Annotated in this window: 19 protein-coding genes; 6 read left to right on the top strand and 13 right to left on the bottom strand. The window is 74.0% G+C overall.

The genetic code is table 11. The annotated features are described in order from the left end of the window. Window positions 1–38: 38 nt before the first annotated feature. The 4 genes from QRY02_RS10310 to QRY02_RS10295 are packed head-to-tail and all read right to left on the bottom strand — an operon-like array spanning window position 39 to window position 2,686. On the bottom strand, window positions 39–956 hold the full coding sequence (locus QRY02_RS10310) for a DUF3800 domain-containing protein (protein WP_285991284.1): 918 nt from the start codon (window positions 954–956) through the stop codon (window positions 39–41). A gap of 49 nt (window positions 957–1,005) precedes the next feature. Continuing rightward, complete coding sequence (locus QRY02_RS10305) at window positions 1,006–1,437, bottom strand: QcrA and Rieske domain-containing protein (RefSeq protein ID WP_285991283.1); 432 nt, start codon at window positions 1,435–1,437, stop codon at window positions 1,006–1,008. A gap of 17 nt (window positions 1,438–1,454) precedes the next feature. Next, window positions 1,455–2,006, bottom strand: coding sequence for a DUF6529 family protein (locus QRY02_RS10300; RefSeq protein ID WP_285991282.1), 552 nt, complete (start codon window positions 2,004–2,006; stop codon window positions 1,455–1,457). Continuing rightward, complete coding sequence (locus QRY02_RS10295) at window positions 2,006–2,686, bottom strand: hypothetical protein (protein ID WP_285991281.1); 681 nt, start codon at window positions 2,684–2,686, stop codon at window positions 2,006–2,008. The genes QRY02_RS10300 and QRY02_RS10295 overlap by 1 nt, the downstream gene beginning before the upstream one ends. A 134-nt stretch (window positions 2,687–2,820) precedes the next feature. Between QRY02_RS10295 and QRY02_RS10290 the strand changes: the two genes are divergently transcribed. Both QRY02_RS10290 and QRY02_RS10285 read left to right on the top strand, forming a co-directional pair. After that, the gene (locus QRY02_RS10290) at window positions 2,821–3,843 is read left to right on the top strand and encodes an alpha/beta hydrolase (protein ID WP_285991280.1); all 1,023 of its coding nucleotides are present in this window, start codon (window positions 2,821–2,823) and stop codon (window positions 3,841–3,843) included. A gap of 262 nt (window positions 3,844–4,105) precedes the next feature. Next, entirely contained in the window at window positions 4,106–4,972 is an 867-nt protein-coding gene (locus QRY02_RS10285) for an alpha/beta fold hydrolase (RefSeq protein ID WP_285991279.1), read from the top strand. Here the strand turns inward: QRY02_RS10285 and QRY02_RS10280 are convergent. Both QRY02_RS10280 and QRY02_RS10275 read right to left on the bottom strand, forming a co-directional pair. Then, window positions 4,930–5,271 carry a DoxX family protein gene (locus QRY02_RS10280; RefSeq protein WP_285991278.1) on the bottom strand — a complete coding sequence of 114 codons (342 nt, stop codon included), beginning with the start codon at window positions 5,269–5,271 and terminating at the stop codon, window positions 4,930–4,932. The genes QRY02_RS10285 and QRY02_RS10280 overlap by 43 nt on opposite strands. 96 nt (window positions 5,272–5,367) lie before the next feature. Beyond that, a complete protein-coding gene (locus QRY02_RS10275) occupies window positions 5,368–5,931 on the bottom strand; it encodes a TetR/AcrR family transcriptional regulator (protein WP_285991277.1) in 564 nt (187 codons plus the stop codon). Between the two features lie 68 nt (window positions 5,932–5,999). On the opposite strand from QRY02_RS10275, the gene QRY02_RS10270 reads away from it, so the two are divergent. Next, complete coding sequence (locus QRY02_RS10270) at window positions 6,000–6,953, top strand: alpha/beta hydrolase (protein ID WP_285991276.1); 954 nt, start codon at window positions 6,000–6,002, stop codon at window positions 6,951–6,953. Between the two features lie 11 nt (window positions 6,954–6,964). Beyond that, window positions 6,965–7,849, top strand: a complete 885-nt coding sequence (locus QRY02_RS10265; protein WP_285991275.1) for a class I SAM-dependent methyltransferase — start codon at window positions 6,965–6,967, stop codon at window positions 7,847–7,849. Window positions 7,850–7,898: 49 nt separating this feature from the next. Here the strand turns inward: QRY02_RS10265 and QRY02_RS10260 are convergent, their stop codons facing one another. The 4 genes from QRY02_RS10260 to QRY02_RS10245 all read right to left on the bottom strand — a co-directional run bounded on the left by QRY02_RS10260 (window position 7,899) and on the right by QRY02_RS10245 (window position 11,310). Then, on the bottom strand, window positions 7,899–8,318 hold the full coding sequence (locus tag QRY02_RS10260; protein WP_285991274.1) for a DUF6292 family protein: 420 nt from the start codon (window positions 8,316–8,318) through the stop codon (window positions 7,899–7,901). 274 nt (window positions 8,319–8,592) lie between these two features. Continuing rightward, a complete protein-coding gene (ligD, locus tag QRY02_RS10255; RefSeq protein WP_285991273.1) occupies window positions 8,593–9,513 on the bottom strand; it encodes a non-homologous end-joining DNA ligase in 921 nt (306 codons plus the stop codon). Window positions 9,514–9,522: 9 nt separating this feature from the next. Further along, window positions 9,523–10,266, bottom strand: coding sequence for a GAF and ANTAR domain-containing protein (locus QRY02_RS10250; RefSeq protein WP_285991272.1), 744 nt, complete (start codon window positions 10,264–10,266; stop codon window positions 9,523–9,525). 105 nt (window positions 10,267–10,371) lie between these two features. Further along, complete coding sequence (locus QRY02_RS10245) at window positions 10,372–11,310, bottom strand: glycoside hydrolase family 5 protein (protein WP_285991271.1); 939 nt, start codon at window positions 11,308–11,310, stop codon at window positions 10,372–10,374. Window positions 11,311–11,392: 82 nt separating this feature from the next. On the opposite strand from QRY02_RS10245, the gene QRY02_RS10240 reads away from it, so the two are divergent. Both QRY02_RS10240 and QRY02_RS10235 read left to right on the top strand, forming a co-directional pair. Continuing rightward, window positions 11,393–12,130 carry a GAF and ANTAR domain-containing protein gene (locus tag QRY02_RS10240; protein WP_285991270.1) on the top strand — a complete coding sequence of 246 codons (738 nt, stop codon included), beginning with the start codon at window positions 11,393–11,395 and terminating at the stop codon, window positions 12,128–12,130. 4 nt (window positions 12,131–12,134) lie between these two features. Beyond that, on the top strand, window positions 12,135–13,595 hold the full coding sequence (locus tag QRY02_RS10235; protein ID WP_285991269.1) for a PP2C family protein-serine/threonine phosphatase: 1,461 nt from the start codon (window positions 12,135–12,137) through the stop codon (window positions 13,593–13,595). Window positions 13,596–13,620: 25 nt separating this feature from the next. Here the strand turns inward: QRY02_RS10235 and QRY02_RS10230 are convergent, their stop codons facing one another. The 3 genes from QRY02_RS10230 to QRY02_RS10220 all read right to left on the bottom strand — a co-directional run bounded on the left by QRY02_RS10230 (window position 13,621) and on the right by QRY02_RS10220 (window position 16,660). Further along, window positions 13,621–14,016: an STAS domain-containing protein gene (locus tag QRY02_RS10230; protein ID WP_285991268.1), complete on the bottom strand. Its 396-nt coding sequence runs from the start codon at window positions 14,014–14,016 to the stop codon at window positions 13,621–13,623. 102 nt (window positions 14,017–14,118) lie between these two features. Further along, window positions 14,119–14,895, bottom strand: coding sequence for an ANTAR domain-containing protein (locus QRY02_RS10225; protein ID WP_285991267.1), 777 nt, complete (start codon window positions 14,893–14,895; stop codon window positions 14,119–14,121). Between the two features lie 142 nt (window positions 14,896–15,037). Next, window positions 15,038–16,660: a RecQ family ATP-dependent DNA helicase gene (locus tag QRY02_RS10220; RefSeq protein WP_285991266.1), complete on the bottom strand. Its 1,623-nt coding sequence runs from the start codon at window positions 16,658–16,660 to the stop codon at window positions 15,038–15,040. Window positions 16,661–16,780: the final 120 nt, after the last annotated feature.

The following is a 16,780-nucleotide window of genomic DNA, read 5'->3' as shown; positions in this document are numbered from 1 at the left end:
CGTGTGCCGCCGCAATCGGGCGGCGCGGGCGCGGGCCCTCAGCCGACCGGCCCGTCCCAGACCGAGTCCGCGTCCGTAAAGGACTTCAGCAGCGTGGTCAACCGGGGATCCCCGCGGCCGTTCAGCTGGTCGGAGGCGATGCGGCGGGCGACTCCGGCCAGGAAGTCGGCGATCTGGACCCGGGCGTCGGAGCGGGAGTCGACGAAGCGCACGTCCGCCAAGCGGGGGCCGAGGGTGGCCTTGAGCTGCAGCACGCGCTCGGCGGTGAGGGCCAGCTGCTCGTCGTGGATCACCGCGACCGGGGTGTCGCCGGTGCTCCAGTGCCGGACCGTGTGGATCACCGCGGGCACCAGCGGATCCAGCACCGGCACCAAGCTCGGGTCGCTCGCCAGCCGGGCCCGGTAGGCGGCCACCCGCTCGCCGCCACCGCGGAACAGGCCGACGATCTCGCCTGCTTCCCCCGGGACGGCGGCGAGTTCGTCCACCAGCGCGAAGAACTCCCGCGGCGACGTCGTCACGCCGCGCCGGGGCTTCAGCCGCAGCACGCTGGTGAACGCGGTCAAAGCGAACTGCCAGCGGGCGGCGCCGAAGGCCGCCGGGCCCGTGCGGTGGAGGGTGCGGGCCATCGCGTCCGTGCCGTCTTCGGCCAGCAGGCCGACCGCGGCCCGCACGGCGAAGAACGCCTTGTCGGTCAGGTGCACGTGCCCGCGGCCGGCGAGCGGGCCGTCCGGGGCGAGCAGCCACTCGAGCACCGCGCGGTGCTTGGCGCGGAGCAGGTGGTTCGCCTTGTACTCCTCCGCGGGCGAGCCGATGCGGGCACGGATCTCCCGGATGCAGGCGGCCGCCTCGGCCGGCGTCAGCCGCACGCCGGCGTGGGCGAAGACGTCCGTCTCGCCGCCGAGGAGGTTCTCGCCCTCGGAGCCCGACTCGTCGCAGGCGATCTCGACCGGGCGCACCGGCCCGATGATGCCAGACCGGCGCGGCCGCGGCGACCGTCACGAAGGCCTACGCCGGGGACAACGTGATCTTGCCGTCCGCGACCGTGATCGGCTTCTTCTCCAAGGGCTTCGACGCCGGGCCGTTCGCCACCGCACCGTCGGCGATCGAGAACTTGCTGCCGTGGCACGGGCAGTTGATGGTGCCCTCGGCGACGGCGTCGACCGTGCAGCCCTGGTGGGTGCAGATCGCCGAGAAGGCCGCGAAGGTCCCCGCCGCCGGCTGCGTCACCACCACCCCCTTGTCCGGGAACACCTTGCCGCCGCCGACCGGCACGTCGCCGGACGCGCCGAGTTCCGTGCCGGGCCCCGCGGGCGGCGGGGCCGCCGACGTCCCACCCGAACCGCTGCCGTAGGTGCTGCAGCCGGCCGCCAGCCCGGCACCGAAGACCGCGAGTGCCGTCCGGCGCCCCAGCACCGGGTCCGTCTCGTCGTCGCGCACTTTTCGTCCTCCGCCTGCTAGAAGGTCAAGCCGGACCGGGTGAAGAACCACAGCGACGCGCTCAGCCAGAGCCCGACGAGGGCGGTGAAGGCCAGGCCGCCCACCAGCGGGAGCGACCACGCGGGTGCGCCGTCCTCGCGCAGCAGGAGCATCTTCGCGACGAACACACCGTAGAAGAAGCAGCCGAGCAGGGAGTGCAGGAGGACGCGGGTGTCGAACGACTGGAACCCGAGTGCGTAGAGGCAGTGCATCGCCACCGGGATCGACACGAGGAAGGCCAGCCGCCCCGACCACCGGTGCACCGGCGCGACCCACGCGGGCGCGTCGCCGCCGAACTTCCCGTACATCGCCAGTGCCGAGCCGAGCTGGACGAGGGCGAGCACGACGACGACCGTGGCGAGCCACGCCTTCACCGCCTGCGGGCCGGAGAAGCCCGCGACGTTCACCGCGACACCGGTCGGTGTGTGCAGGCTGCCGTAGACACCGAGCGCCACCGAGACGGCGGCGCCGGCCACCAGCGGCACCACGAGCGCGACCGCGGCGCGGTGACCCGCTGCCGGGGCGGCCATCAGAAGTCACCGTTCCCGGTCAGCCCGCTGATCGCCTCGGCGGTCACCGGGGCGCCGTCGACGGTCGCGGTGTCCGCGGCCGGATCGAGCGCCGGGGCGGCCGTCGGGCCCTCCTCCGTCGTGAGGATGCCGACCTGGCTGCCGTCGGGCTGCACGATCCAGCCGACCTTCGCCGCCTTGCCCTTGACCTTCGGCGCCGCCCGGTAGAGGCCCGCGGGCTTCTTCGCCGTCGGCACGGTGAACCGGTACGTCTTGCTCGCCACGGTCACGGTGCCGGTGACCGAAGTGGCGTCGAACCGGCCCGTCAGGCTCGCGTCCGGGACGCCCTCGAGGTCCAGCTCCCCGCCGGCGGTCACGCCCTGGAGCCAGGCTTCGAGCTTCTTGCCGTCGCAGAGGTAGGCGATGGCGTGGCCGTCACGCGCCGACACCGCGATCGAGGCGCCGCCACCGGTCACCTTCCCGGCGTAGTCCGCCCGCGCGGGCGGAGCGGGCTTCGGCGGCTCCGACGGCTTCGATGTCGTCGCGGGCGGCGCGGTCGTCGTGGTGCTCGCGGCGCTCACCGCGCTCGCGGCCCCGGCGACCGACGGCGCGCCGGTCCCGGCCGCCAGATCGGCGACGCCGATCCCACCGGCGAGCAGCGCCCCGGCGAGCAGCGTGAACAACGGCCCCGGATGTTTCATGGTCTTCCCCGCTTCTCCCGGTCCACCACCGTGTCCGCAACACGGACTTCGGGCCGGAAACGGCTCAACGCTACGCGCCGGAAAGAGGTATTGCTTAGCCCGTGCAACCGGGTGGGCCGTGGTTGACTGGCCGCATGCTCCCCTGGGACGGCGAACTCGCCGGCCGGCTCGACCGGCACACCGTGACTTCCGAGCTGCTGCGCGAGAATCCGCTCGGCGACCCGCACGAGCGGCCGCTGTGGGTGTACGTCCCGCCCGGCTACGACGACGGTGACGAGCGGTACCCGGCGGTGTACGTCATCCAGGGCTACACCGGGCACCTGGCGATGTGGGCCAACCGGACGCCGTTCCGGCAGCCGTTCGTGGAGACGGCCGACGCGGTCTTCGCGGGCGGCGCGCCGGGCTGCGTCGTGGTGTACGTCGACGCGTGGACCGCTTACGGCGGCTCGCAGTTCGTCGATTCGCCGGGTACCGGCCGCTACCACTCCTACCTGTGCGACGAGATCGTGCCGTGGGTCGACGAGCACTACCGGACCCTCCCCGACCGCGAATCGCGTGCGATCGCGGGCAAGTCGTCGGGCGGGTTCGGCGCGATGATCACGCCGATGGTGCGGCCTGACCTGTTCGGCGCGCTGGCGACGCACGCGGGCGACTCGCTGTACGAGCTGAGCTACGTCCCCGACTTCGGGAAGGCGGTCCGCGCGCTGCGCGCTTACGACCAGGACATCCAGGCGTGGTGGGCGGACTTCCGGAGCCGCCCGGCGTTCACCAAGCCCGAAGACGCGATCCTGCTGACGGTGCTCGGCGTTTCGGCGTGCTTCTCGGCACGCGAAGACGGGACGCCGGAGCTGCCGTTCGACCCGCTGACCGGCGCGCTGCGACCGGAGCAGTGGCGGCGCTGGCTGGACTGGGACCCGGTCCGGATGGTGGCGGGCCACGCGGAAGCGGTCCGCTCGCTGCGCGCGGCGTGGATCGACGCGGGCACGAGCGACGAGTACTTCCTCGACCTCGGCGCGGAGGCGTTCCGGGCGGAGGTGGCCGCGGTGGGCCTGCCGGACCACCGCGTCCACTTCGAGCTGTTCGACGCCGGCCACGGCGGGATCGACTACCGGTACCCGCTTTCGCTGGCCTGGCTGGCGCCGCGGCTGGCCCGCTGACGCGGGTTCGGCTGCCCGCGGCGCGTTCCCCGGCGACCTGGTCGCGCCGAGCCAGGTGCCGGGGGTGCACCGCCACCTCGTCCGGCGCGGACTTGCCCTGCCGGCGCAAATACCGCCCAAGGCGGTCGAAGTTCACCGGGTGGTAGTGGGCCGACGACGGGTTGGCGTTGTACCGGAGTGGAATCCGGGCTTCTCGCCGTTCTCGTCGGTCGGCCGACGGCCGGCGCCGGGTTTCCGTTACCGCCGTCGCTAGGCTCGGCCCATGGTCACCGAGACCGATCTGGTCCTCCCCGGCGGACGCACCCTGCACGTCTACGACACCGGCGGCCCCGCACGGCGCACCGTGTTCTGGCACCACGGGACCCCCAACACCGGGGCGCCGCCCGGGCCGCTGCTGCCCTTGGCCGCGGAACTCGGGGTCCGGTTCGTGTCCTTCGACCGGCCGGGCTACCGCACCTCGACTCCGGTGCCCGGACGCACCGTCGGGAACGCGGCCGAGTGCGTCGCCGCCGTTGCCGATGCCCTCGGGATCGGCGAGTTCGCCCTGATGGGGCACTCCGGCGGCAGCTCGCACGCCCTCGCCTGTGCCGCCCTGCTGCCGGATCGGGTCCTCGCCGTGGCGAGCCTGGCCGCCGTCGCGCCGTTCGATGCCGGCGGGCTCGACTGGTTCGGGGGCATGGCCGCCGCGAGTGCCGCCTCGCTCCGGGCCGCCACCGAAGGACGGGCCGCCAAGGAGCAGCACGAAGCCGCCGCCGAGTTCGATCCGGAGGTCTTCACCGAGGCCGACCTGGCCGTGCTCAACGGGTCGTGGTCGTGGCTGGACGAGGTCGTCCGCGCGGCGCTGGCGGACGGGCCCGGCGGGCTGATCGACGACGACCTCGCCTACGTCGCGCCGTGGGGCGGCGACCCCGCGCGGATCACCGCGCCCGTCCTCCTCGTGCACGGCGAGCGGGACCGGATGATCCCCGCCACGCACAGCGCGTGGCTCGCCGGGCGGTGCCCGCACGCCGAGTACCGGCCCGTGCCCGGCGAGGGCCACCTGTCCGTGCTGTGCCACGCCGCCGACGCGCTCACCTGGCTCGCCGATCAGGGCAGCAGAGCCAGCGAAGCGACCACCGGCGCGAGGTAGAGCACCGGGAACGCCAGGTGCGTGTACGCCCGTGCCTTGGCCACGGTGACCAGCGCGCCGCTGAAGTACAGCACCAGGCCGATCGCCGCCGCGATGCCGATCGGCGGCCAGAAGAGCCCGGCGAGCAGCCCCGCCGCGCCGGCCGCCTTGGCCGTGCCGAGCAGGTTCCACCACGAGCGGGGCACGCCGTACTCGGTGATCGGCTCGACGACCCACTTGGCGCGGGTGAACATCGAGACGGCCGAGAAGCCGACCCAGGCCGCGGCGGCGATGGTGACGATCAGGTGAGCGGTGTTCATCGGAACTCCTCGGGGTTCGCGGCCCCGGGGTCGGGGTCCGTCACCCCCACGACTCCGCGGTCCGGGCCGATGTGACAGCCCGGCGCGTGACGCCCGTCACGCCTGCCGGAAGTGCGCCACCACCATCTCGGCCAGCGCCGTGACGTCGGCGTCGACCATCGGCTCGCCGGTCATGCCCATCCGGTGCAGCAGCGCGCCGACCACGACGTCGACGAAGAACAGCACCCGGCTCTCCGGTTCGCCGAGGGCGTCCTGGAGCGCGAGCCGGTACGGATCCTGCAGCCGCGAGGACAGGACCACGCGCAGCGCCGGATCGCTGACGGCGTCGCTGAACACGCCGGCGAACGCGTCGCCCACCCCGGGTTCGCCGATCTTCGCCGCCGCCCAGCGGATGACCGCGGTCAAGGTTTCCGCCCGGCTCCCCCCGGCCAGCGGCGCCGGGCCGAACGCGTCCAGGAGGCAGTCCACGATCAGCTCGCCCTTCGACGGCCAGCGCCGGTAGATCGTCGTCTTCGCGACGCCGGCCGCCGCGGCGATGCGCTCGACGGTGGCCTTCGCGTAGCCGAGCTCGTCGACCGTGCTCAGCGTCGCGGCGAACACCGCGGCGTGGACGCCGGCGCGGGGCCGGCCCGGCGGCCGGGCGGAGGGGGACGAAGCCATGGCGCGAGCCTATCGGTTTTCGCTACCGTAGGTTTCGATACCTCAGGTTTCGAAACTAGGGAGTGATCGTGTCCGCAGAACCGACCGTGCCCCGGCCGCCTGAGCCGGACTGGCCGGCGATGACCACCGAAGAACTGCTCGCCTACCGCGAGGCGGAGAACCGCTTCCGGGCGTCCGCCGCCGCGCGGGCCATCACCGGGGAACCGGACCCGGACGCCGTGATCGAGTGGCGGCAACTGGCGCTGCCCGGCCGCGAGCTGCCGGTCCGGGTGTACCGGCCGGCCGCGCGGGCCGGCGGCGCACTCCCGCTCGTGGTCCACGTCCACGGCGGCGGGTTCGTCGGCACGGCGGTGCAGAGCGACTGGGTGAACAGCCACCTCGCCGCCCGGCTGCCCGCGGTCGTCGTCTCGGTCGAACACCGGCTCGTCGCCCCGGACCACCCGCTCCCGGACGCGGTCGACGACGGCTGGGACGCGCTCCGGCACCTGGTGCGGGACGCCGGAGCGTGGGACATCGACCCGGCACGGGTCGCCGTCTTCGGCGAAAGCTGTGGCGGGTTGATCAGCGCACTGGCCGCGATCCGGGCCCGGGATGCGGGGCTGCCCCTGCGGGCCCAGGTGCTGGTCAACCCGGCGGTCGACGCGACCGGAGCGATGTTCGACCACCCGTCGGTCACCGAGTACGCCCACACGCCGACCCTGACCTTGCCGGTGCTGCGGCTGTTCCAGCGGCTCGCCGTCCCACCGGGCACCGACGCCCGCGCGGTTTCCCCGCTGCACGCCGGCGACCTGGGCGGACTGGCCCCGGCGCTCGTGGTGGTGCCGACGCACGACCCGGTGGCCGATCACGGCCGCCGCTACGCCGGCCGCCTCGACGCGGCGGGCACTGCGGTCCGGCTGTCCGAGTACGCCGGCGCCGGGCACGCCTTCCTCAGCATGCCGGGCCTGGTCCCGCAGGCCGAGACCGCGGCGGCGGAGATCCTCGGCTTCCTCCGGACCTCGTTCGCGGCGGGCCGAGCATGAACCCGGCGCCGATGAACGAAGCGGACCCGATCGACGGCGAGGCCCTCGGCGGAGTGGCGGCCACCTGCCTGTGGACGCTGCGCAACCGCGCCGAGGAGTCGCGGCACCCCGGCTCGGCCTTCGCCGACCCGCTGGCCGAACGCCTCCACCGCCGCGTCGCCTACGACTACGCGCGCTTCGGCAAGCCGGACCAGATCCACCCGCTGCGCGCGGTCGCCCTGGACTTCGCGATCCGCGCCTACCTGGACCGGCACCCCCACGCCACGGTGGTCGCCCTCGGTGAGGGCCTGCAGACCACCTACTGGCGCCTGGGGCGGCCCGCCGTCGACTGGCTTTCGGTGGACCTGCCGCCGGTGATCGACCTGCGCCGGCGCCTGCTCCCGCCGGAGCCGCGGGTGACCTCGATCGCGGCCTCGGCCCTGGACCGCGAGTGGCTGGACATCCCCGATCCGGCCCGGGGCGTGTTCATCTCGGCCGAAGGGCTGTTCATGTACCTCGACCGCGACGAGGTGTTCGCCTTGATCGCCGACTGCGCCGCACGGTTCCCCGGCGGGCAGCTGTTCTTCGACTCGATCCCGCCGTGGATCAGCAGGCGGACGCTGAAGGGCGGGCCGCGGGGGCGCCCCCCGTCTTCCACGCCACCGGCCGGCACCGGCAATTCCGGCTTGCGCCTGTCGGCCCACTACACCGTCCCGCCCATGCCGTTCGGCCTGACCGTCTCCGAAGCGGCGCGCCTGGCCGGCCGGATTCCCGGTGTGGCCGCCGTCGAAGACGTGCAGCCGCCGCCCGGCCGCGGGGCCTGGCGGCCGGGCACCCTGCGGAAGCTGGCGAACCTGCCCGGCCTGCGTGACCTGCGCCCGTCGATCAGCCTGGTGAGCTTCGCCGGCCCGCGGTGAGCGCGGTGCCGTGCCGGGGAACCGGCACGGCACCGTCCACTGTGGAGAGTCAGCGGGCCGGCAACAGCGGCAGCAGCTCCTGGTGGTGGCCGGCGCGGCGCAGCACGGGTGAGCCCGGCCCGTCCGGCTCGCGGGCGCCCGCCCGCAGCGCGGCCAGGAAGCGCACCACCTCGCGCGGCGGCGGCAGGATGTCCGCGCCGCCGAGGTAGGACAGCACGATCATCTCCTCCCCGCACGCCGCCTCGACGGCGGCCGCCCAGCCGTGCACCTCGTCCCAGAGCAGCGCCACGTCGCGCTCGGGGAACCGGCGCAGCCGCCAGTCCACCGCCAGGTAAGCCGACACCGGGACGTCGAGGTCCACGGTGCAGGATTCCAGGCCGAAGCCGAGCGCACGCGCCACCTCGCCGAGATACGCGCGCAGCCCACGCTGGAACCAGAATTCGAGATCGGTGTCGATCAGGCCGGACACCCGTTTCCTTTCGCCACGTTCGACAAGACCGGCAACGGCCGCCACATCATTGTCTTTCGCCACCGCGACGGCTGCCGCGGTTCGTGCGTAGACCGTACCGACTTCGCGGACTTCGGCCCACCGCCGGACATACGCACTTGCGGTCCGTGCAGCGACACGCCCGTCTGCACATGCAGAGCTCCACTGTGGACGATCAAATCCGCAGGTGAAGACGTTTTCCCGCAATTCTCCGGAATTCCCCCGCGCCCCCGGCGCGAATGGTGGTTGCCGAAGTTCAGCCGAACGCAGGAATCGGGACGCGGGTGCGTTCCAGATCGGCGAACAGATCTCCGAAGTCCTCGACGCGCGCCAGGACGTCGCCCGCGGTGAACCTCAGGTGCGTGACGTGCCGGCAGGCGCGGACCTCGTCCCACGTGACCGGAGCCGACACCGTCGGCTCGTCGCGCCCGCGCAGCGAATACGGCGCCACCGTGGTCTTGACCGGGTTGTTCTGGCTCCAGTCGATGAAGACCTTGCCCGGGCGCAGGTTCTTCGTCATCCGCGCCACGACGAGGTCCGGCGTCTCGGCGGCGAGCCGCTCGGCCAGTGCCTTGGCGTACCGCGACGGCTCACCGCCGTCCGTCGTCACGACGCCCGCGTACAGCTGCATGCCCTTGGAGCCGCTGGTCTTCGCCACCGGGATGAGCCCGTCCGCGACGAGGACGTCGTGGAGCCGTTCGGCGACCCGGCAGCAGTCGACGACCGTCGCGCCGGGCCCCGGGTCGAGGTCGAACACCAGCCGGTCCGGGGTGCGGCGCTCGTCGCCGGGCCCGACGGTCCACTGGTGGACGTGCAGTTCGAGGGCGGCGAGGTTGGCCGCCCACACGAGCTCGGGCAGGTCGTTGATCAGCGGGTACGCGATGATCTCGGGGTCCTTGCCGCGCCCGCCGACGGTCAGGCGCGCGGTGCGGACCCAGTCCGGCGCGTGCCGGGAGACGTCCTTCTCGAAGAACGAGGTGCCGGTGACGCCTTCGGGAAACCGCACGAACGTCATCGCCCGGTCGCGGACGTGCGGCAGCAGCACCGGCGCGATCCGCGTGTAGTAGTCGAGCACCTCGCCCTTGGTGAAGCCGGGCCGCGGGTAGAGCACCTTCTCGAGGTTCGAGAGCGTCAGCTGCCGCTCGCCGACCCGCACCGTGATCCTGCTCCCCGCCACGGCCCCACGCTACCGCGGCAGGACGTGCCCGGAGACCACCCGCGCGACGAACCGCTCCGCGACCTCGCGCAGCTTGACGTTCTCCCGCTGCGACTGCTGCACCAAGAGGGCGAAGGCGTCGTCGGCGCCGACCTGGCGGATCGCCATCAGCATGCCCTTGGCCTGGTCGATGACCGCGCGGGAGGTCAGCGCCGTCCGGAGGTGCTCGGCGGTCTCCCGCGCCGTCAGGTACCGGTGGTACACGCGCAGGATCGCCGCCACCGCGGCGGTGTAGAGCTCCAGCAGCTGGGCTTCGACCTCCTCGAAGCCGTCGTCCTGCCGTCCGTAGCAGTTGACCGCGCCGGAGAACCGCTCGTCGGCCACCAGGGGCGCGGCGAGGAAGCTCCCGAAGCCCGCCTCCCGGGCCCCGCCGGCGAAGCCGGGCCAGCACTCGACCGCGTCGGACACCGTCGTGCGGACGATCTTGCCGCCGCGGATCGCCTCCAGGCAGGGGCCGTCGCCGATCCGGTACTGCTCGCCGTCGAGACCGTCCACCACCGCGCTCGTGGCGGTCGCCGTGTGCGGCACCTCGCCGGTCACCAAGGTGACCGAGGCCTCGTCGACGCCGGGGACGGCGTGGCGCACCTGCAGGCAGATGTGCTCCAGCAGGATCCGGAAGTCGTCCTCCTCCCCCAGCACGGCGGTGAGGGCTTCCAGCGCCCCGGTGACCTCGTCGAACAGGGGCGAGGCGGGTGCGGTGGGGTCCCGTTGCATGTCTGCTCCTCCCGCTCGGGCGCGAAGGGCCCTCGGGTACCCACTCCACCGTCGTTCCATGTCCGCCGGTGCGACGTGGTCCGGGCCGGGCGGCGGCCGCCCGGGTCACCGCGCGATACCGGCGGCCTCCCGGTCACCGAGGAGCGCCCGCCGCAACGGCTCGCGCCAAGCGGCGCGCTCCAGGTCGAAGGCACCGAAGTCCGTGCCGAACTCCCAGTAGGCCCAGCTCATGCCGAGGCGCTCGGCTTCGGCCCGGACGAACGCCGTCCACCGCGCCCGGGAAACCATGTCGGCCGCCGAGAAGGCGCCGAACTCCCCGATGAACACGGGAAGCCGCTGCTCGCGCCCCCAGGACGCGACCTCGGCCAGGTCGGCGCGCACGGCGGCCTCGTCGGCGGTGCCGCCCCAGGTGCGGCCGAGCCAGCGGCCGGCCCCGGAGACCCAGCCGGCGCCTTGGTGGGTGAACTCGAACGGCGCGTAGTAGTGGATCGTGGCGATGAGATTCCCGTCGTCGGGCACGGCGAGCGTGGGGAGCGCCTCGAGGCCGTTCATCCCGGCGGGCCCGATGATCACGGTGCGCCCGGGGTCGGCCGCCCGGACGACGGCGAGGGCCTCCGCCAGCACCGCGTTCCACCGGACCGCCGTGAGCTCACCGCGGGGTTCGTTGAGCAGTTCGAAACAGAGCCGCCCCGGATGGCCGGCGTAGCGGGCCGCGATCTGCCGCCAGAGCGCGAGGAAGCGTGGCAGCTGCTCGTCCGGCGCAGCACAGAGCTCGTGGTAGTGGTGGACGTTCACCACCACCCGCAGACCGCGGTCGAGGGCCGCGCCCACGCCCGCGTCGACGCGCCGGAAGAACGCCGGATCGATGGCGTATGGCGGCGCGGCCCCGGCGTGCGCCGACCACCGGACCGGCAGGCGGACGGTGGCGAAGCCGGCCTCGGCCACCTCGTCGAAATAGCGCGCGTCGAGCGGCAGCTCCGGGCCGTCGCCCAACGCGTCGAGCGCGTTGCCGAAGTTGATCCCCCGCCCAAGCCACTGGTTCACGGTGCCTCCCGGGCCAAGATAGCCGGTGCGCCGGATCCTCCGGACGGGTTTACGAGGGACGCCGGATTGGTAATCAGCGGCCATGTCGTCGGAACAGGCTTCGCCGGGCGAGCTGCCGCTGGACGGGGAGCTGGCCGCGGTCGCCGCCCGGATGTCCGGGCTGCTGCTGTCGCGGGACACCGTGGAGTCGGTGCTGGAGCTGATCATTTCGCTGGCCGGGACGACCATCCCCGCCGCGGCGGGCGTGGGGGTCACCGTCGTCGACGCCGACGGCGGCTTCGTCACGGCGAGCGCGTCGGGCCCGCTGGTGCGCGAGGCCGACGCCCTGCAGTACGAGCTGGGCGAAGGACCCTGCATGGCCGCGCTGACCGGGGGTTCGCCCCAGCGGATCGACGACGTCGCCACCGAACGGCGCTGGACCCGGTGGTGCGCCGCGGTCGCGGGCTCGGGGCTGCGGTCGGTCGTCACCGCTCCGATGGTCACCGAAGACGGCTGCCACGGCGCCATCAAGATCTACGCGACGGCTCCCCGCGCCTTCGGGCCGGTCGACGAGCGGGCGCTGGTGACCTTCGCCGACCGCGCCGCGATCCTCGTCGCGAACGCCCGCGCGCACGAACGCGCCGGCCGGTTCAGCGAGCGGTTCAAGGACACCCTGCGCGACCGGGACCTCGTCGCCATGGCGAAGGGCTTCCTCATGGGCCGGGACGGGCTCGGCGAGGACGCGGCGTTCGACCGCCTGCTCTCGCTGGCCCGGACCCACGGCACCAGCCCGGCCGAAGCGGCCGCCCGCCTGGTCGGCCCGGCGCCGCGGGAAGGGTGAGCGCATGCGTTTCCTGCCCGAGGAAGAACAGCGGCGGCTGATCGCCGCGTGCTTCGCCCGGAGCGACCTGACGCTGGAACAGCTGTGGATGCGGTACTTCGCGCTCGGCGGCAGCCTGAGCCTGCTCGAACTGGACGCCTACCTCAACGCGCTGGTCACGCTGCCCCGCGTCGACCGCGACATGGTCGCCCACGCCGTCAACGAACGGCTCGACGAAGTGACCGGGCCGGCCCGGGCTCCCTACAGCCACTCGACCCAGGACGCGAAGCCGTTGCACGGTCCCCTGAAGGCGCTCGTCGACCTGCTCGAAGGCGCGCACCGCGCACCGCCCGAGCGGCTCCCGGCGGCGGTCGCCGAGGCGGGCCGCGCGCTCGACCTGAAGATCGGCGTCTACCTGGCCGACTACGACCAGCGCACGCTCGTGCCGCTGCGGCCGGGCGACGCGGAACTCGACATCGACACCACCGTCGGCGGGGACGTCTACCGCCGGGCCGGCACCCTGACCCGCGACGGTACCTTGTGGACCGTGCTGCTCGACGGCGTCGAACGGCTCGGGGTCCTCGAAATCGTCCCGACCGGCGACGCCGACCCGGACGACCCGGCGCTGCGGGAGCAGTGCCGGTGGCTGGCCGCGCTGCTCGGGCACCTCGTCACGATCACGACCCAGTACGGCGACGGGCTGGACCGCCGTCGCCGCCACCGTCGCCGCGGCTCCCCCGCCGAGCTGCTGTGGCAGAGCCTGCCGCCGCTCACCGGCGCCACCGACAGCATCGTCGTGGGCGTGAGCGTCCAGCCGGTGTACGACCTGTGCGGCACCGTGTTCGACTACGCCCTCTCGGAGGAACGGGCGCAGCTGGCGATGTTCGACGCCGGTGCGCGCACCGGCAGCGCGAACACCGCGGTCGTGTCCGCCCTCGCCGCCCACCGCGCCGCCCGCCACGGCGGCGCCTCCCTCGGCGAGCAGTTCACCGCGGTCGCCGCCGAGCTCGAAAGCCATGAGCACGCGCCGGCCGTGAACGGCGTGCTCGCCGAGCTCGACCTGGTCACCGGTGTCCTGCGCCTGCTCGGCGCCGGGCACCCGGTGCCCCTGGTCGTCCGCCGCGGCGAGGCGCTCCCGCTCACCGGGCCGGCCGTCCCGCGCTTCTCCTCGGCCGGCGGACCGCCACCGGTCACGGAACTCCGGCTCGAACCGGGTGACCTGCTCGCGCTGTGCTCCCGCGGCGTCGCCGAAACGACCGACGGCGCCGGGCAGCCGTTCGGCCTCGCCCGGATCACCGGGCACCTCGGCCGGGACGCCGGCGAACTGCCCCCGGAGATCGCCCGCCGGCTCACCCGCGCCGTCTTCACCCACGGCGGCGGCGAGTTCCGGCAGGACGCGGGTGTGCTGGTCGCCCGCTGGAGGTCGCGCCGGGCGTCGCCGGCGGGCGAGCTCGGGCTCGGCACGGGCTCGCCGATCGCCCGCTGAGCCCGCTCGGCTCGCCTCGGGTCGCTCAGCAGGCGGGCTCGTGCACCTCGGCCGCCAGCAGCTCCCGCAGCGCGTCCGACAACGACGCGAACATCGGCACGGCCGCGGCCAGCCCGGTGATCCGGAACAGGCGCGCCAGGGTCCGGCCGGTCGCCACCACCCCGAAGCGCCGGCCCGCCGCACCGGCCCGCTCGGCCGCCGCGGCCAGTGCTCGCGCGCCGGCCAGGCCGACGAAGGCCACCTGCGTGAGGTCCACCACCGTCGTCCCCGGTGGAGCCGATCCCAGCTCGCGCTCGAGGATCGGCAGGGTCAGCGCGTCGATTTCGCCGGCGAGGGTGAGCACCAGGAAACCGGGGCGGTACTCCGTCCGGCGCGCGGTGAGGGGCGCGGACCGGGCGGGGACCGGAAAGGTGGGGGACACGGGTTCGATTGGCCTTCCGCGCCGGCGCGGGGCCGGCGACGCAGTGACGTGATCAAGGACGGGGTCTTGATACCCAAACGCCCGGTCCGGAAACGCGCTCCTTCACGGCGAGACGCTCGTGAAGGCCGACCAGAGCCGTTCCGCGGCCTCGCGGGTCGGAGCACCGGGGCGGATCTCGCGGATGCCCTCGGACGGGGCGGGCAGCCGGCCCCCGAGGTGCTCGACGAGGGCGACGGCCAGCTCGCGGACCTTGACGTTGAACTCCTGGCTGGCGCGGCGCAGCGTCTGCCAGGCCTCCTCCGGCGGGCACCGCCGGACCGCCATGATCGCGCCCTTCGCCTGCTCGATGGCGGCGCGGGACGCCAGCAGGTCCAGCATCTGGTCGGGGTCGCCCGCGGTGGCGGTCTCGGCGACCACCAGCGTCATCTCGGTGAGTTTCGCGTAGCGCCGCAGGACGGCCAAGGTCTCCGCGTCCGGTCGCCGGTCGAGCGTGACCGACAGCACGAAGGCCCCGTCTTCGTCCCAGAACCCGGGCAGCGCGACGGAGCCGCGGATCGCCGCGACCGCCGGGCCGCCGTCGAAGACGGTCTCGCGGGTCAGCGCCGGCCAGCGCTCGTCGCCGAAGAGGCGGTCCGTGGTGACCGCCTCGCCGGTGGCGCGCGCGACGGGGACCGGGCCGCCGTGCGCCAGCTGGGCGGGCAGCACCTGCTCGCCGGCCCCCGCGGTGGCCAGCACCCGCAGCGGCCGCTCGCCGCGGCTGACGGTCAAGCCGGCGCCGAGCCAGCCGGGCAGCTCCCCGGCGATGCGCTCGAGCAGCGCCTGCAGCAGTTCGGCGAGCGGTCTCCAGCGATCCGCCGCGTTCATGAGTGTCTCGGTCACCGCACCTCCACCGGTCTGGGTTCCCTTGATTTACCGCAAGCCGCGGCCGTCCGCCTCCGACGCGGCCGGAGTTTGTGGGACCGGCCACGCGGAAAGGCGAAGCGGCAGGGCCGTCCGGGGGAACCGGATCACCCGGCTGCACTCAGCAGCGGTCCAGCAGCTCCTGTTCCCGCACCACCGGCAGTGACAGCGTCCGGTAGCCGACGTCGTCGAAGAGGACGGTGAGCTTGTCCTCCTCGACGGTCATCACGACGCCGCGGCCCCACTCGGCGTGCCGGACCACGTCCTCGGCGCGGAACTCGCCTGCTGGTGGCCGGGCCTCGGCCGCGGCACCGGCTTCACAAATGTCACAGTGGCCGCACGGTGTCGTGAGCTCCTCGCCGAAGTACCCGAGCAGGTACCGGCGGCGGCAGCCGGTGGTCTCCGCGTAGGCGCGCATCATCTCCACCCGCGAGCGGACGAGCTCGGCCGCCCGCTCCGCCGCTTCGAGCGCCCGCCCGATGACGGCACCGGTGTCGGCACGGCCGTCGGTGAGCGCGCACCGGCCGTCCGGACCGGTGACCACGTCGCCGCAGCGTTCGAGCAGGCCGAGGGCGCGGGTCCGCCGCGCGGACCGGCCGGGGACGGCCTCGGCGAGCTGCCGGCGGCCCAGCGGTCCCGCCCGCAGCGCTTCGACGACCGCCCGGAGCTCCCCCTCCGGCGGCGCGGACCGGGTGAGGAACCGTTGCCGCGCCAGGTCTTCCGGCCGGTAGCAGAGCAGCACCTCCGCCGGTTCGCCGTCCCGGCCGGCCCGGCCGATCTGCTGGTAGTACGTGTCGACCGAGTCCGGGACGGACGCGTGCACCACGAACCGCACGTCGGGTCGGTCGATGCCCATGCCGAACGCCGAGGTCGCCACGACGACGTCGGTCTCCCCCGCGGCGAACCGCTCGTGCACCGCGTCGCGGTCGGCGGTCTTCATCCCGGCGTGGTAGGCGAAGGCACGGACGCCGCGGCCGCAGAGGGCCTCGGCGTAGTCCTCGGTCTCCCGGCGGCTCGCGGTGTAGAGCAAGCCGCTGCCGGGCATGGCCGCGACGCGGTCCACCACCGCCGCGCGCTTCGCGGCGTCGTCGGTGAACCGCGCGACCGCGAGGTGCAGGTTCGGCCGGTCGAAGCTCGCGATCACCCGCACCGGGTCCCGCAGGCCCAGTGCCGCGACGATGTCGTCCCGGACCGGCGCGGCCGCGGTGGCGGTGAGGGCGATCACCGGCGGCCGCCCGAGCCGCTCGATCACCGGGGCCAGGCGCAGGTAGTCGGGCCGGAAGTCGTGGCCCCACGCCGAAACGCAGTGGGCCTCGTCGACGGCGAACAGCGACACCGCCGCCTCGGCCAGCCCGGCGACGACCTCGTCCTTCGCCAGCTGCTCCGGCGACAGGAAGACGTACTCCGCCGTGCCACCCCGGATCGCCTCCCACACGCGGTCCCGCTCGCCCGCCGACTGCCGCGAGTCGAGGGCCACGGCGTCCGGCACGGCCGCGGCGTCCAAGCCCTCGATCTGGTCCCGCTGCAGCGCCAGCAGCGGGGACACGACCACCGTCGGCCCGGGCAGCACCAGCGCCGGCACCTGGTAGGTCGCCGATTTGCCGGCTCCGGTGGGCAGCACCACCAGCACGTCCCGCCCGTCGCTCGCCGCGCTCATCGCCTCGGCCTGCTCGGCGGACAGCTCGGCCCAGCCGAAGCGGTCCGCGGCCAGCCGGCGCAGCTCGGCCACCTTCCCGTCGTTCATGGCGGCAGGGCTACCCCGGACGGCGCGCGGCAACCACCGACCCGAACGAGCGGTTTACCCGGCGGCGCGTCCGGGGTAGCCGATCGGTGATCCGAGGAGGCGCCATGACCTACCGGTGGT

The sequence above is a fragment of the Amycolatopsis sp. DG1A-15b genome, from assembly GCF_030285645.1.
In the GTDB taxonomy this organism is placed as follows: Bacteria; Actinomycetota; Actinomycetes; order Mycobacteriales; family Pseudonocardiaceae; genus Amycolatopsis.
The sequence above is the reverse complement of the archived record's forward strand: the minus strand, read 5'-3'. Positions and strand labels throughout refer to the sequence as shown.

Bases quoted from the DNA above. Each gene is read 5' to 3' on its own strand.
- QRY02_RS10295 (WP_285991281.1), bottom strand. From the start codon at position 2,686: ATGAAACATCCGGGGCCGTTGTTCACGCTGCTCGCCGGGGCGCTGCTC.
- QRY02_RS10250 (WP_285991272.1), bottom strand. From the start codon at position 10,266: ATGCAACGGGACCCCACCGCACCCGCCTCGCCCCTGTTCGACGAGGTC.
- QRY02_RS10265 (WP_285991275.1), top strand. From the start codon at position 6,965: ATGAACGAAGCGGACCCGATCGACGGCGAGGCCCTCGGCGGAGTGGCG.
- QRY02_RS10220 (WP_285991266.1), bottom strand. From the start codon at position 16,660: ATGAACGACGGGAAGGTGGCCGAGCTGCGCCGGCTGGCCGCGGACCGC.
- QRY02_RS10285 (WP_285991279.1), top strand. From the start codon at position 4,106: ATGGTCACCGAGACCGATCTGGTCCTCCCCGGCGGACGCACCCTGCAC.
- QRY02_RS10280 (WP_285991278.1), bottom strand. From the start codon at position 5,271: ATGAACACCGCTCACCTGATCGTCACCATCGCCGCCGCGGCCTGGGTC.
- QRY02_RS10300 (WP_285991282.1), bottom strand. From the start codon at position 2,006: ATGGCCGCCCCGGCAGCGGGTCACCGCGCCGCGGTCGCGCTCGTGGTG.
- QRY02_RS10235 (WP_285991269.1), top strand. From the start codon at position 12,135: ATGCGTTTCCTGCCCGAGGAAGAACAGCGGCGGCTGATCGCCGCGTGC.
- QRY02_RS10275 (WP_285991277.1), bottom strand. From the start codon at position 5,931: ATGGCTTCGTCCCCCTCCGCCCGGCCGCCGGGCCGGCCCCGCGCCGGC.
- QRY02_RS10240 (WP_285991270.1), top strand. From the start codon at position 11,393: ATGTCGTCGGAACAGGCTTCGCCGGGCGAGCTGCCGCTGGACGGGGAG.
- QRY02_RS10290 (WP_285991280.1), top strand. From the start codon at position 2,821: ATGCTCCCCTGGGACGGCGAACTCGCCGGCCGGCTCGACCGGCACACC.